Annotated in this window: 11 protein-coding genes; 4 read left to right on the forward strand and 7 right to left on the reverse strand. The window is 45.7% G+C overall.

The window, feature by feature from the left end; genetic code table 11:
- Nucleotides 1–38: 38 nt before the first annotated feature.
- Nucleotides 39–1,265 carry a BaiN/RdsA family NAD(P)/FAD-dependent oxidoreductase gene (locus tag BMZ72_RS26435; protein ID WP_089812726.1) on the reverse strand — a complete coding sequence of 409 codons (1,227 nt, stop codon included), beginning with the start codon at nt 1,263–1,265 and terminating at the stop codon, nt 39–41.
- Between the two features lie 172 nt (nt 1,266–1,437).
- Between BMZ72_RS26435 and BMZ72_RS26440 the strand changes: the two genes are divergently transcribed.
- The gene (locus BMZ72_RS26440; protein WP_089812728.1) at nt 1,438–3,888 is read left to right on the forward strand and encodes a hypothetical protein; all 2,451 of its coding nucleotides are present in this window, start codon (nt 1,438–1,440) and stop codon (nt 3,886–3,888) included.
- Between the two features lie 78 nt (nt 3,889–3,966).
- The gene (locus tag BMZ72_RS26445; protein WP_089812730.1) at nt 3,967–5,136 is read left to right on the forward strand and encodes a lipase family protein; all 1,170 of its coding nucleotides are present in this window, start codon (nt 3,967–3,969) and stop codon (nt 5,134–5,136) included.
- Between the two features lie 716 nt (nt 5,137–5,852).
- Here BMZ72_RS26445 and BMZ72_RS26450 read toward each other — a convergent pair.
- From BMZ72_RS26450 to BMZ72_RS26470, 5 genes are all read right to left on the reverse strand, one after another.
- The gene (locus BMZ72_RS26450; protein ID WP_089812732.1) at nt 5,853–7,058 is read right to left on the reverse strand and encodes a hypothetical protein; all 1,206 of its coding nucleotides are present in this window, start codon (nt 7,056–7,058) and stop codon (nt 5,853–5,855) included.
- Nucleotides 7,059–7,311: 253 nt separating this feature from the next.
- Nucleotides 7,312–7,980: a glycoside hydrolase family 19 protein gene (locus BMZ72_RS26455; protein ID WP_089812734.1), complete on the reverse strand. Its 669-nt coding sequence runs from the start codon at nt 7,978–7,980 to the stop codon at nt 7,312–7,314.
- A 33-nt stretch (nt 7,981–8,013) separates the two neighbouring features.
- Nucleotides 8,014–10,287 carry a histidine kinase dimerization/phosphoacceptor domain -containing protein gene (locus BMZ72_RS26460; protein ID WP_177222939.1) on the reverse strand — a complete coding sequence of 758 codons (2,274 nt, stop codon included), beginning with the start codon at nt 10,285–10,287 and terminating at the stop codon, nt 8,014–8,016.
- Between the two features lie 246 nt (nt 10,288–10,533).
- A complete protein-coding gene (locus BMZ72_RS26465; protein WP_089812739.1) occupies nt 10,534–10,755 on the reverse strand; it encodes a hypothetical protein in 222 nt (73 codons plus the stop codon).
- 26 nt (nt 10,756–10,781) lie between these two features.
- A complete protein-coding gene (locus BMZ72_RS26470) occupies nt 10,782–11,159 on the reverse strand; it encodes a hypothetical protein (protein WP_143087793.1) in 378 nt (125 codons plus the stop codon).
- Nucleotides 11,160–11,400: 241 nt separating this feature from the next.
- Between BMZ72_RS26470 and BMZ72_RS26475 the strand changes: the two genes are divergently transcribed.
- Entirely contained in the window at nt 11,401–13,182 is a 1,782-nt protein-coding gene (locus BMZ72_RS26475) for a DUF885 domain-containing protein (RefSeq protein WP_089812743.1), read from the forward strand.
- 56 nt (nt 13,183–13,238) lie between these two features.
- Here the strand turns inward: BMZ72_RS26475 and BMZ72_RS26480 are convergent, their stop codons facing one another.
- Complete coding sequence (locus tag BMZ72_RS26480) at nt 13,239–14,909, reverse strand: hypothetical protein (protein WP_089812744.1); 1,671 nt, start codon at nt 14,907–14,909, stop codon at nt 13,239–13,241.
- Between the two features lie 203 nt (nt 14,910–15,112).
- Between BMZ72_RS26480 and BMZ72_RS26485 the strand changes: the two genes are divergently transcribed.
- A complete protein-coding gene (locus BMZ72_RS26485; RefSeq protein ID WP_089812746.1) occupies nt 15,113–15,637 on the forward strand; it encodes a YciE/YciF ferroxidase family protein in 525 nt (174 codons plus the stop codon).
- Nucleotides 15,638–15,676: the final 39 nt, after the last annotated feature.

The raw sequence follows: 15,676 nt of genomic DNA on the forward strand, positions 1-15,676 counted from the left end.
AAACACTCCGGTAAGTTCTCTTACCGGAGCTTTGTTTTTTATTTTGATGCAATAGAGCTGGCGGCTATCCATCCACTCGTCCAGGCATGCTGAAAGTTAAAACCGCCTGTTATCCCATCCACATCCATCACTTCTCCTGCGAAGAACAGACCCGGCGCTACTTTGCTTTCCATTGTATTAGGATCGATCTCTGACAATTGTATACCACCACAGGTAACAAATTCTTCCTTAAAGGTTGTTTTACCTTTAACGCTACACTCCATAGCCGTCAGGCTTTTCACCAGTTTATGCTGTTCTTTCGATGGCATATCCGCCCATCTTATATCTTCTCCGATACCGGATTGCTGCAGCAGGAACTGCCAGAGGCGTTGCGGCAGACCGAATGGATTTTTATGATGCATTTTTTGTCCGCCGAGGGTAAACCGTAATCCCTGGACCTCATCCCGCAGACTGTTCTCATTAAATGCAGGCAGCCAGTTGATAATCGCTGTAAACTGGTACTGGATATCTCCCAGTTCACGGGCGCCCCAGGCAGATAAACGCAGGACACAGGGACCACTCATGCCCCAGTGAGTAATGAGCAAAGGGCCTTTCTCCTGCAATTTGGTACCGGCTATTTTGATATGCGCTTCTTCCACGCTTACCCCCATCAGGGTGGTAATAGGATTACCAGGCATATTAAATGTAAACAGTGAAGGCATAGGCGCTACGATCTGATGGCCGATAGCTTTCAACCAGGCAAATTTATCCACCTGCGCATAACCACCAGCGGCTACACAAACGTAGGTTGTCTTCAGGGAACTGCCATCCTGGAAGGCAACATCCCATCCTTCGTCTGTTTTTACCAGGGCGGTAACGGCCGCATTCAGCCGGATCTTTACATTATAGCGGTCTGCTTCTTTTAATAAACAGTCTATGATCGTCTGGGAATTATCTGTTACCGGAAACATACGGCCGTCTGCTTCCGCCTTCAGGGACACCCCCCGCTCTTTAAACCAGCTGATCGTATCGGGTACAAAAAAGTGGTTAAATGTCTTCTTTACGAAGTGCTGCCCTCTCGGATAACGTTTCGACATATATAATATGTCAGGCGCATTATGGGTCACATTACACCTTCCTCCGCCCGAAACCTTCACTTTAGATAAAAGCTTACTACTTTTTTCTATCACAATGACTTCCAGCTGACTATGCAGTCTTGCGGCATTTACTGCGCAGAAAAAACCGGCTGCTCCGCCGCCTATTACTACTAATCTATTGTTTACCATGACTTTACAAAACGAGCGATGAAAAATTCACCTTCCCGGCCGCAATAATAATCCAAAGCCGGGAGATTGTAAATTATTAGCAACCAATAACATTATTTGTATATATTAAATTTTCGGTCTATTTTGCATATTATATTTTTTGATACTATATTGTCGCAAAATGTTGTTCCACATGCAATCTGTGTTCTATAAAAACAAAAAACGCTTAAAGTGGCTCCTCCCTGCCTGTCTGCTGGGAGCTAGCGCACTGGCATTTTATCCCGCCGATGAATGGCAGGATAAGATCACACAGGCCTTAGAACAGTACAGCAAACGCTTCCCCCAGGAAAAGGTTTACCTGCACCTGGACAAAGACTACTATGCCGCTGGGGAAACCATGTGGTTCAAAGCGTATGTTTTGCTACAAGGCCAACCATCCCTTTCTGCAACCAACCTGTACATCGAACTGGTGGACAAAGCAGGAACCGTGGTTAACAAAAAACTGATCTCCGTGGGTGGCGCTACCGGCGCCGGAGCGATCGAACTCCCGGAAAATCAGAAACCAGGTCAATATCAGCTACGTGCCTATACTGCATGGATGCTGAACTTTGACGCTGAATATCTCTTCTACAAAAACATTGAAATATTCGATCCGTCCAAGCAGATCGGTCCTGGCCAGAAACCGGCTACGACTGACTTTGCTGTAAACTTCTTCCCGGAAGGCGGTAACCTGATCGCAGGTGTTCCTGGACGCGTTGCGTTCAAGGCAATCGACCAGCAGGGTTATCCACAGGAAGCAAACGGTATCATTCAGAACCTGAAAGGAGAAACTGTTGCACAGGTAAAAACGACCCGTGATGGTATGGGTATGTTTGAACTGACACCTGCTGCCGGTGAAACCTACAAGGCACTGATGCAGACAAGCAAAGGCCTGCAGAAAACGGTGCTGTTACCAGTGGTGAAAACCTCAGGTATTGGTCTGAAAGTCTTCAACAAAAGCACCCGTATCTTCTACCAGACCTCTCCTGCTACAAAAGACGATCCGATGTACAACAACCTGATGATCGTTGCGCAGATGCAGCAGCACATCGTGTACAAGGCGAAACTGAATGCAGCTGAAGGTCAGATGAGCGGTTTCATTCCTACCAAAGAGTTACCTTCCGGTATTCTGCAACTGACCGTCTTCAACAGCGATGGTTTACCGCTGGCGGAAAGACTGGCTTTCGTAAGAAAGAACGACTTCCTGTCACTGGGCCTGCAGAACCTGGCCATCAATACACAACCAAGACAGAAGAATACCCTGGAGATCAAAATCCCTGATACGATGCTGACCAGTTTGTCCGTATCTATCATAGATGCTGACCAGATCGTAAAAGACCAGGATGAGAACAACATCATCTCCAACCTGCTGATGACTTCTGATCTGAAAGGTTATATCTCTAATCCGGCACAATATTTCAAAGATGCAGACCCGACCACCCTGTCAGGCCTGGATCTGGTGATGATGACAAACGGATGGAGAAGATTCAGCTGGGAAAAGATCCTGCATAACTACATGCCGGACATTAAATACCCTTACGAGCAGGGCTTACTGCTGAAAGGCGTGGCGACTACCAACAAGGGCATCGCGCCACTTTCCAATGGTAAAGTTGACTTTATCCTGAAGCAGCCGATCGATACATCTACCGCATTCTCTTCTGTAACTACCAATGATAAAGGTGAGTTTGCAGTTGACCGTCTGCAGTTCGTTGATACCATCAATGTATTCTACCGTGCAAACGATCCTAACAAAGCATGGAAAGACGTATCTGTAAAATTTGAGCCACACTTCTTCGAAAGCGGTTCAACCGTAACACTGCCTTATCCGTTCAGAAATACACTGGAAATAGAGAACAAAGTACTGACTTCTTACCTATCCACTGTAGCTGAAAATTCAGCGGTGACCAGATCTATGGCTAACAAACCGATCTTCCTGAAAGAGATCAACGTACGTGAAAAACGTCTCAGCAAAACGGAGAACGTTGAAGCGCGTTACGCTTCAGGTATGTTCCATGCAGGTGATGGTTACTCATTTGACCTGACAAGAGATGAAGCGGGCAGTCTTAGCATCTTCCAGTACCTGCAGTCTAAAGTGCCAGGTCTGACAGTAAACCTTTCTGACCCAACTACCGGTCCTTCCTTACAATGGCGTGGTGGTCCTCCGGTATTGTTCCTGAATGAAATGCCTACCAACATCAATATGCTGAGTAACATCAACATCGGCGATGTGGCATTCATCAAGGTACTGCGTCCTACCTTCGTAGGTGGTTTCGGTGGTAGCTCTGGCGCTATCGCAGTATACACCAGAAAAGGCGGTGACAGCAAAAACGATGTGGACACACGTGGTTTTGAGAAATACAAAAAAGGTGGTTATAACATCGTGAAAGAATTCTACGCACCGGATTACACCGTTCGTAAAGAAATTCACATCCTCCAGGACAAGCGACTGACGCTTTACTGGAACCCGAACCTGGTTGCAGATTCACTGACACATACCGCAAAGGTCTCCTTCTATAACAACGACTTCACAAGACGTTTCCGTATAGTAGTAGAAGGTATGGGTGAAGACGGATCATTAGGACACACGGAACAACTCTTGCAATAAGCTATATACTGGCTGACAAAAAAATAGTCCATAGTTCATCACTATGGACTATTTTTATTTATACAACATGCCAGGAATATGAACAATCATGTGAACATTCACCCAAAAGGCTGGCAGGCCCCCAAAAGTCTACTTTTATTAGTAATTACAGTCTGCCTGACAACACTACTCACCCAAACGGCCGCTGCCCAACGACTCAAACCCGGATTTGACGCCAGTGAGTATCTTGATCTGCTTAGTATGGACTTTCTGACGGCAGATACTCCCTGGACCAATAAACAGATCACCATTCCTGAAAATGCGCAATTGATATACCGCTCTCCGGAGACCGGCTTATACAATCGCTGGGACCTCTGGAAACGTGACGATAAAACAGCCATGATCATTATCCGGGGAACTGTCGGGAACAAGGAATCCTGGATGGAGAATTTCTTTGCGGGGATGATACCAGCCACCGGTCAGTTACAGCTCAATGACAGCACCCGGTTTAGCTATAAACTGGCTAAGGATGAAAGAGCCTATGTACATGCCGGCTGGACCCTGGCACTTGCCAGTATGGCCCCGGATATCGTAGCGCATATCAGGACCTGCTATCAGCAGGGTATCCGTGAATTCCTCATCTCAGGACACAGCCAGGGAGGCGCTATCAGTTTCCTGTTGCGCTCTTATCTGCAATACCTTGAAGAACCCGGTTTTCCCAAAGATATCATATACAAAACCTATTGCAGTGCCGCCCCTAAACCAGGCAACCTGTATTACGCCTATGACTTCGATTTTATCACGGGGAATGGATGGGGCTTTCGTGTAGTGAATGTAAGGGACTGGGTACCGGAAACACCTTTTTCTATTCAGACCACCCGGGATTTCAATTCCCCAAACCCTTTCACGAACGTAAAAGGTGCACTCAAAAAACAGAACATTTTCGTCCGGCTTGTCATCGGTTCTATGTACAATAAACTGGATCGCAGTACCAAAAGAGCCAGCCGCCGGATGCAGAAAATGCTGGGCAAAAGACTCGCCGGTCTGGTAAAGAAATCAGTACCAGGTTATGCACCTCCTCCCTTTATGGAAAGCCATAACTATAGTCCGGCAGGTACGCCCATCATCCTGTATCCGGACGCAGCGTATGACAGCAAACACGTTTTCGATGGAAAAAACATCTTCCTTCATCACATGTATGCACCCTACCAGGAAATGGTAAAAAGTATCTATCAATCTAACTTATCAGAGAAGACTTCGGATCGTTAACATGAGGTTAACCAACTGATTAACTTGAAATTAACAGTTCGATTTTTTTTTCGAGGTATGTTTGTATCGATAAAAGCAAAAGCACGTTGTCCTTTACTACCAGGTTCTCATACAAAGGTATGGGAGCTTGGATGGTAAGGGGTTCTAAAAAAGAAATTACTATACAAGTCCTGCAAATTATTAGAGGGGGATATTGTAGCTAAATATACTTTACATGGCCACCAGATTACATACACTGTGGTCAATCAAATCAAAAACCAACTAACGAAAAAGGTCTCGTTTTCACGAGACCTTTTTGCTGTCTAAACATGTAGCAAACGATGTAACAGTTATTGCTTTAAATAATGATGATCTGCTCCCGACACTGTCCTTTTCCATCGTCTCTTACACTGTTTCACCGGCACTCATAAGCAGAAAATAACTGGACAGTCTGGTTTCCGCAAAGCGGCTATTTTCTTAATAAGATATATGCTGTTTTCCGCGCTGTTTATTATCTCTTTCACACCAGTTCCCACACTCATAAGTAGAAATCATGCAGCAATCAGGCTTTCCAAAATATGCATGTTATTGTCCATAATATATGCCTTGCTTTTTATTGCTTCCTGCCCTGTCCGGGAGCCAATATTCTGTTTAATAAGATGCATCTCACATACTACTCCTTTCTATATCTCTTTCTCACTCAAAAGCAGCAAACAACGCAAGGCAAAAACATGCTCTTAATCCCTCAGCTTATGCAAAAAAGTAGACAATTTAAACAACAACTCATCCTGTAAACCTGCACGTAGTTTCGCCTCTTCATCCGTGATACCCAGCTTACGCATCCGCTGATAATAACCATAAGAACCACCGATCAGTTCAAGACACTCTTCGATCTTTCCCCTGATCTCCGCTTCCTTACTCTTCTTATCATATTCTTTTCTGGAAAGGATCTTATCCACGAAGTACAGATTGTCCTTCGTCTCCACCCATTTCCCTCTGGACTGATGCTGGGGCTTATAAACCTCCAGATGACAATCATCCAGCTGTAACACCTGACCAAACTCCGCTCTGACGTCTATCGCGATAGGTTTATCTTTCTGCGAACCAGACAGTTTCTTTTTGATAAAAGCACCGATCTCTGCGCCCAGTTCCGCGCTGGATTGTAATACCTGGTTCAGCTGAGAGAACTCCATGACCATAGTAACACGGATATAGCGGCTGCCTGATTTCAGCTTACCAATAATACTTGGCATTTGCTGCTCATCAAACAGGATATCCTCGACCTGCAGTTTACTCACCATACGCAGATTAGGCGTATACCCTTCAGAAGCAGGCAGGGCTTTTTTCCCGGCTGATTTTGCGTTCTGCTGTTTGAGGGACTGCTGCGCGTAATCATCTATAAAACGGAGCTCATGATCTTTCATACGGTGATACAGTTCATGCGTATTATAGTTCATGATCTTTCCGAGCAACAATATGTCGTCCCAGACGTCTGCGTATTGCACTTTCTTCAGTTCCTCGAGCACATCAGCAGCAATAATATTCCTGCGATACAGCAACTCCCCTATCAGGAAAACGGAATAATCATTGACCGGATACCCTAATTCAGGCAACAGGTCATATGGTGTTTTTTTCTGCTCCTTTGCCTGGTCCAGCTGCTCCAGGTCAGAAATCACAGGAGCCAGCAGGTATTTACGTGCTGCAGTCCGCAATTTCTTACTCACATAATCAAGTAAATGATCATTCACTTCACGCTGGCTGACAAAGTCATGCAATATCTGCACAAAACGCTTGGAAGAAGGCAAGCCGAACTGTAGCAGAATATCATTCTCCATATCCAGCACACTTGCGCCACCCGCCTGTTCCCGGCTGGTTTTACTCCGCGTTTCCTGCCGTTGGCAGCGCTGATAATATTCCTGTAATTTCAGTTTAAGCTTATCCATATATTTATCTGATTAAATCAACTTATAATAGCATTTCTTTCCTTTCGGACAAAAGACTGCACCGTCCGTTTCCAGACCAGGGCCATAGCAATGCCAGCGGCAATGCAGACGCTGCTGTAGCGAGCACAATTACTTGTTTTACAATAAGTTATTCAATGGGAGTAGTATAGCGATTCTAATGGGAAGAATGCAAATATACACATTTTGGGATTCCACCCCAATCTGCTCTGTAATCAAATTGTAAAGTGCTGTTTTAGTGGATAGCGGCCTTTGCACGTTCCCAGAATGCCAGTCTGTCGTCATAACCGTTCAAACCGCCATTGATCTTGATCGTCAGCCACTGGAATTTATTATAGACCTTTCCCTTGAAGGTCGTTGTCCAGTTGTCAGACTGGTCAGCAATGTCGTTTAGCCCCTTATAAACGGTCCAGAACCAGCAGGCAGATGCAACCGCATACTGTGGAGTCACCAGCAGGTCTGCACTGTCCTGAAAGGTTTTCTTGTCGCCAGTCAGGGCTTTGCTGCAATCACCGTAGGTCTTCCGGCCGGTCAACTGTATAAGTCCCCTGCCACGGAAGCGCCAGCCATCTCCGCTTTCTTCGGGACCATTCCCCAGGCGGCCGGCATATACCTTATTAGCGATCTTTTCCGGTTTAGCGGCATACGCCTGTGCCGTTGCCAGGTCAGGAAAGTATTTGGGAAATACCTTAAGCAGTCTTTCTGCTTTATAATTCAGATTTTCGGTCACAACGCTGAACTGACCGCTTTCATGGGCCAGGTGTGCCAGAAATGCACAACCTCTTGCAGGTGTATTGATTTGATATACAGGCATTTCCTGATTCAGATAGGGCAGGTATTGCTGGATATTGGCGGGCGTAGCCGCAGGCATAACAGCCTTTAATTGTTCGCTGGTAATATTCATGAGGTTTTTGAGATTAACACTACAAATGTAATGTTAAACGTACTCACCCGGCACTAAATCTTCCTCCTCATTATACAAAACAGAATGTTCTTCCCATTGCTCCCGGAACCTGATATTCAGGGTCAATCCGTCCTTATTTTCCAGTTCCAGGGTACCATCCAGCTGCTGTGTCAGCGTATCGATCAGACTCATACCAAACGTGCCCTTTTTACGCTGGGTCCTGAAGTCCGCCGGTAATCCAACGCCATCATCAGCAACGCTCAGCAGAAACATCCTTTCCGGCAGTTGTTTCAGCAGCACACAGATATTCCCCTTTCCCCGCTCAGGAAATGCATACTTGATGGCATTGGTAATGGCTTCATTCAGTAGCAGCCCCACAGGGGTCGCCTGTGATACATCCAGTAATACCGGTGCTATTTCCATATGAAAACGGATATCGTCCACACAGTCGCATCCCAATCGCAGATTACCCACCAGTTCGTTGATATAACTGGGCATATCTATCAAACCCGCATTTTCCACCTGATACAGTTTCTGATGTAACAGGGCAATTGCCTGCATACGCAGACGGCTATCACGGATAGCTGCAAGCGCCGAACCTTCTTCCATATGTGCCGCCTGTGTGTTCAGCAGACTTACGACGATCTGCAGGTTATTCTTTACCCGGTGATGGATCTCCTTTACCAGCCAGTCCTTCTCCCGGATCAGTTTTTTGAGGGACAGGTTCTGCCGGTTGATCTGGTTCTGTTTGGATTGCAACTCCCGGTTGGTCCGCTGTTTCAGGCGATATCTGTTGTACCCAAGTATCAGCAGTAAGAATAACAATACCGCGCCAGCAATAATGAGATTCCGTACGATCGTCACCCTTTTCAATTCTGCTTTCTGCAATTGCGCCTGCTGGTGCAGCAACACAATATCCCGCTCTTTTAATTTCAGGTCCTTTGCTTTTCTGATTGTTTCAAACTCTACCTGCACCCTGGCAAACTGCTTTTTCTTCGTCTCCACCATCATAGAGTCTTCCAGCTTTTTATAGGTCTTATAATGTTCAAATGCGGCAGCAAAATTCCCCCTGGCCGAATCTATTCTCGACCATGTCAGCTGATTCTCCGCCATCATATTTATACGGGCTCTCTGATAAACCTGCTCATCATATAACTTAAGTAATTTTGCAGCCGCATCAAACGCATGCACATGCATATAGTATATAATAGCAGAACGATAAAAGGGTATTCTATACCAGGATGAAAGTCTGACTTTATCAATGATCGCCAATGATTCATTCAGGTAAAATTTCGCCAGCATCGTCCGCCCCATTTCTGTATAGGTATGCACATATATACCATTTATCCGTACCCTTGTTTCATAATCATCCGCAGGTATGGGAAATTGCTTTAACATCGTCGTGAGATACTGTACCCGCTCATTTTTATCGCTGATCTCTGTAGTAACATTCGGTACCAGCATCCATATGGCATCCATATCCCTATGTCGCTCTGCCACTGTAAGCGCCTTGAGAAAAAACTCTTTTGCCTTCTCCCGCTCGTCTATCTCATAATAAGCAAGGCCCATCCTGTTGTACACCGTACATAACTGCATAGAGCTGTCTCGTTCTTCCGCCACAGCTACCGCCATCTCACAATACCGGATCGCCTCAATCGGATTACTTCTGACCGAATACTGACTCCCGATGAGATAGTAGACACCCTGCAGGTCTTTATAACCTATGTTTTTGAAGATCCGCAGGGCTTCCAGTGACATGTTCAGGTCTTCACCACTGTCTGTGATCTCTGAAAGGAATACCAGTTCTTTAGCATACGTCAGGCTATCACCGGATTCTTTATACAACTGTACCGCCCTCTCCTCGTAATAGATCTTCTGACTCCGTTCGTCCACCTTTATATTTCCCGGATACATCGACCGTTCCTTCCAGGCATTGCCCTGCTCCATCTTAGTACCGTAGCGGGTCAGCTGCGCAATAGCCTGATCTGCATAAGGACGTCCCTGCGCTGTATCTCCTTTCTCCCGCCATGCCTGTGAAATGACGAGATAACTCAACCCTGTTCCCCTGGAATATTTAAGACGCTGACTGAGGTCCTTAGCCTGATGGCCCAGTAACACAGCGGAGTCAAGATCGACTGCCTGTTCACCGGGTTTAAATACATAAAAGTGGGCTATTTTCAACAGCAGACTTACACTCCCCGTATCTGCCCCTGCTTTTTTGAGCTGCTGTAAAAGCTGTGGTATCGCTTTCGTATATTCATCCTGTGCCTGCATGGTATGGGTAAACAGTAGACTTGCTAAAATCATCAGTATTGGTCGCATAGAAGGACGTCTCTTTTTTGTTCGCTGTGCACAATGAGATAACGAATCCCATACCAACATCTAAACAACTAATTATCAGTACATTGCCATCTATTATCAAGACAAAATTTTACGATATATGGATAATTCGCAGAAATTCTCGCCATTTCGTGATTTCTCCCATGTCCCGTAAACGCAATAAGGAGTCCGCATATAACGAACTCCTTATCATACTATTATCGTATCTACAACCTATCTCACTACCACCACAGGACGCCTGCAAACGATCCTGCGGGGACGTACTACCACTACCGGTGCAGGCCGTACCACGACAGGACGGGGTGCAACAATGACTGCCGGACGGGGCGCCAGTAATACAGGGGTTGGTCCTACCCGTACAATGACATGCTGTGCATGTACCCTGTTGCCCGGTAGTGAAAGACCAGCTATCATCAGTATGATCAGACTTTTCATGGTGTTACATTTTCGGTATGAAACAATCAGGAACGCTCTTTCAGACGGGCTTTCATCTCCTGTCTGTTTTGCTTTTTGAATTCCTGGAATGATTGGAACTGTTCTGCTGACAATACAGCTTTCAATGCCTTGTCACGATCTTCATCGATCGCTTTCAGTTTTTTGAACTTCGCCATCTTACTGTCGCTATCTCCTTTCATGCCTGCCAGTTTACCCATGAAGTCAGCATTAATATCATATACCTTGCTATACTGTGTATCATCGAGTGATAACTGCGTGCGCATGGTATCTGTCAGCGCTTTTGCAGCTTTGTCCTTTTTAGCGTCCTGGGCAAAGGAAGGCATTGCTATGCTCACTAATAATAACAGGAAACCCGCGGTTAATAATGTACTGATCCTTTTCATTGTCATCATCTTGTTTTAAAGGTGTAATAATGGATATTCATATATAAGACAGTCAGACAAGGGCAAAATCCTGTAAATTGCTGCAAGACTGACAAAAACAGGGATGAACTGACCTGCGTGTACATTGAACTGCCCTGTCGCTCCCCAGGCTAATTATATACAATTTTCCGGACTCCGGATATAATAGCTTTGTTCCCGGTGAGCCGTCTGAACAAGACCCATTCATTTGAACAACAGGTATATGCCCTTTAAACCATTTACGAAATTTCATCTGATCGTACTGCTCATCTGTATCCCTGTGTCCCGCAGTATGGCACAGGCAAAGAATGAACGGCTGCACCAGCTCTTTGACAAATATAATGATGCTACCCTCCGTATGGCGCCCGTGAATGCAACAGCATATGGCGATCCCCGGTTCAATGATATCTTGCCTAATGATATTGCTGCTCCCTGGCTGCAGGAGATCCATGCATACCTGAGTCGTTACCGTGACTCATTGCATACTTTCGACCGGCAGACATTGAATACGTCCGACAGGATCTCTTATGATGTACTTGACGAACTCCTTCGCCATCGGCTGGCACTTGAACAGTTTCATCTGGAATATATTCCATTGGGCCAACTGGAGTCCATGCCGCTGCTTTTCGCGCAGATGGGTTCCGGTCAGTCGTTCCAGCCTTTCAGAACCACAAAGGACTACGAAGACTGGAACAAACGGATGATTGCCTTCAGTACCTGGCTGGATACGGCTATTGTTAATCTCCAACAGGGAATGCGTGTTGGTATGATGCTTCCCCGCACACTGGCGGAGAAACAGATCATACAGCTGCATCCGCTGACACTCACCGATCCTGATTCCTGCATCTTTTATAAACCGCTGAATAATATGCCCGGCACGATCAGCGGATCGGATAAAAAACGTATCAACAGGGAATACCGGAAAACGATCAATACCATACTGGCGCCTGCCTATCAGCGGCTGGTCACTTTCCTGGAAACAACTTATATCCCTGCTACGAATAATGCTGCCGGTGTAAATGTCTATCCTTCCGGGAAAGCCTATTACGAGGAAATGGTACGTTTCTATACGTCGGACCACTACACGCCTGAAGCGATCTATCAGCTGGGATTGTCAGCAATAGACCGTATTACCAAAGCCATGGAAGCCATTAAAACACAGACAGGGTTCCAGGGCGATTTACAGGCATTCTTCCACTTCCTCCGGACAGATCCCCAGTTTATGCCATATAAGACACCGGAAGAGGTACTGACTGCCTTCAACAATATCAATAATAAGATCCAGCCACATATTGCGGAGTTATTCAGTCTTACGCCTAAAGCCGGTTTTGAGATCAGACGTTCACTGTCTTTTATGGAAGCCTCCATGGCGGTGCCTTCATATATGCCGCCCTCCCAGAACGGCAGACCGGGGCTGCTATACGTACCGGTACCAGATGCGACGAAAATCAATGTGACCTTCTACGGACAGGAAGCTACCTTTCTGCACGAAGCAATTCCGGGGCATCATTTCCAGATCGCTTTGCAGATTGAAAACCAGCAATTGCCGCTATTCCGCAGATTTCCGTCCTTCAGCGCGTACCTGGAGGGATGGGCGCTTTACTGCGAATCACTGGGCGATCTGCTGGGATGTTATACGGATCCTTATCAGAAAATGGGTGCCTTAAATAATGAGATCCATCGCGCCATCCGGCTGGTAACAGATGTTGCGATACATACAGGACGTATGACGAAAGAAGAAGCGATCACTTATATGTTGTCGCATGAATCAGTAGACACGTCTACTGCTACCAAAGAAGTTGAACGTTATATGACCAATCCCGGTCAGGCGCTTTCCTATATGGCGGGTAGTATTACGATACAAAAGCTGAGAGATAAATATAGCAGGCAACAGGGGAATAACTTTAGTCTGCGGAAATTTCATGAAGCGCTCCTACGCGAAGGCGATATGCCCTTATCCGTGCTCGAAAAGTACATGGATGAATGGGCCGCCACTATACAATAGACCATTCTGATTCCTGATATATAGGCCTGCATAAGCAATTATGCAGGCCCTTTTGTTTATAGATTCATCCACACGATGTACGCATTCAGATGACGACCTTTCCGTTCTACCATCATGGTCGCATATTGTTTCCCGTCGTCGCTGTAAGTACTGATGCCGAGTTCTGCGAAACGGGCTTCTTTATCACCGGAAGGTGCTCCGAAGAGATATGTCTTCCGGATATCTTTGCCATCATACCTTGCCAATACGGTATTGGCATCACTCATATGATATACATCTTTCTTTGTGCGGTAATCTTCATCAGTACTATTGGTATTAACCGCATAGTCATTATAGATAATAGCACCATTGGCGGGCATATACTGATAAGAATAGAACCCGCGGATGCTGGTAAAGAATGGGCGCCTGTCAGGAAAACTGATCCTGCCATTGGCTCCCCTGTTCTGATAATACATGCCCATTTTCACAGCAGCCTGCTGTGCTTTCGCGATAGCGTAACTATTGATTTCCCGTCCGCTGGCATCCAGTTTTACCACAGCGATCTCTCCCAGACGGGTACTATACTTTTTCCCGTTTATGTTGATCAGCGAAGAATCTACGGAGCTCATTTTATCTTCTGAAATATAGATTTCTTCGAATAGCAGGTTGACGGTTTTATCCGGATTGATATAGAAATCCTGGATAAGACCGTAATAAGGATTTTTATATTTCAGGTGATCTTTTACATAGTCATCCAGCTGCGGATGTTTTACAAAGTACTGCCGCTGTATCTGTAAGGACAAAGGATCGAAAATGGTCATCTGCAAAGCATAGTCAAAGGCAAATTTACTTTGCTGCATGATGTTATTATCCTTTACGCTTTTGGCGTGTACGCTGGTCAGCAGATACAGGTTCCCTTCTTCCTGGTTATATTTCAATGCGCCTTTTACATCCCGGTAATCGCTGGTGCTATCCAGGGACTGGTGGCTGAATGCAGACGTACCCTGTTGCAATGAAGAAAGCCTGATCTCTGCATTTTTCAAACTGATCGCATTCTCGCGATAGTGATAGGAAGCCAGGCTGACAAAGCGGTCTTTATTGACATACATATCAAGGAATACGACATGCTGGTGGATATCTGCGGTGGACACATATTCCGCGGTACTGATCACCTGATGTGCGGGTGTATAATGCGTCACTTTCATCCGTTGTCCATTCGGACCTTTCCGCTCATTAAAGATGGCAATGGCGTAATATGCAGAAGCAGGGTCTTTCCTGACATAAAACTTTGACAGGAACTCACCGGTAGGCATTAATATAATCCCCGGCATGTGTATACTTTCAACCAGGTCTTCTTGTAAGAGTTTACCGGATTGTATATCAAAGATGAACCGGTAGAGGTTCAGGTCTCTTTTGATTTCTTTCTCCATAAAAACAACTGCCTGACCATTCATCTCAAACACCCCTTTCAGGGATGCTTCATCCATGCGCCAGTTACTCCACGAATGGATCGGATTATGGACCAAGGGAGCGGCCTGCCGCTGCGGATCGTATACCGTTACCGCAATCCCTTTTCTACGCGTAAACTGAAAATAAAGCGTGTTGCCATTGCTGGTCAGCAGCAAACGGCCGGAGCCATACTCCGGATCATCAAACGCTGCACTACGGGTAACTGCGGGTGCCTGGGCTTTGATCATAGCGGGCAGTAACAATATGCAGATAATGGCCAACAAAACGCTATTGCGCATAGGTGCGATAATTTTATATAAGATACGATTTTTTAAGCGTACTGAGCATAGTATCCGTAGAATATTTCCCCTGTTTCCAGCACAATTGTCTACAAAAAAACGGCGCTGTGCGCTATCACCAAAAGCCGCTATATGCGGTACAGATTTTGGCTGTTTAATAGGGTTACAATTCAACAACATCATCATACCTAAAACATCTGGTTATGCAGATACAATCCAACACATTTACCAACTCTAAACTGGAGCAGTTCTTTGTGACCATGCTACAGGAGATATACTGGTCAGAACAGCACCTTGTCAATGTTCTTTCGACTATGACAGGCGCGGCTACCAATAATGAACTGATCCAGGCATTTGACCAGCACAAACAGCAAACAAAGGAACATGTAAAAATTGTTGAAAGGGCCTTTGAAATCCTCGGTTTACCGGCAGAAGCAGAACCAAGTATGGGATTGCAGGGACTCTTTGATGAAGGATGGCAGGTAATCGACGAAACTGACGAAGGATCTGCCCAACGGGACGTGGCCCTGATCATTGCTGCGCAGAAGGTAGAACACTATGAAATTGCCTGTTATGGTAGTCTGGTGACCCTGGCGGCAACCCTGGGAGAAACAGATGTAGCAGATCTGCTGAGAACTGTACTGGCGGAAGAGAAGGAAACGGATGCGACGCTGACGATCATTGCAGAAAGTAAGATCAATGCGCAGGCGAGTGAGGAAACTGTATGATATTAGAAATTAAGAATTAATAATTAAGAATTAAGTCTT

It is taken from the genome of Chitinophaga sp. YR627 (assembly GCF_900114995.1).
In the GTDB taxonomy this organism is placed as follows: domain Bacteria; phylum Bacteroidota; class Bacteroidia; order Chitinophagales; family Chitinophagaceae; genus Chitinophaga.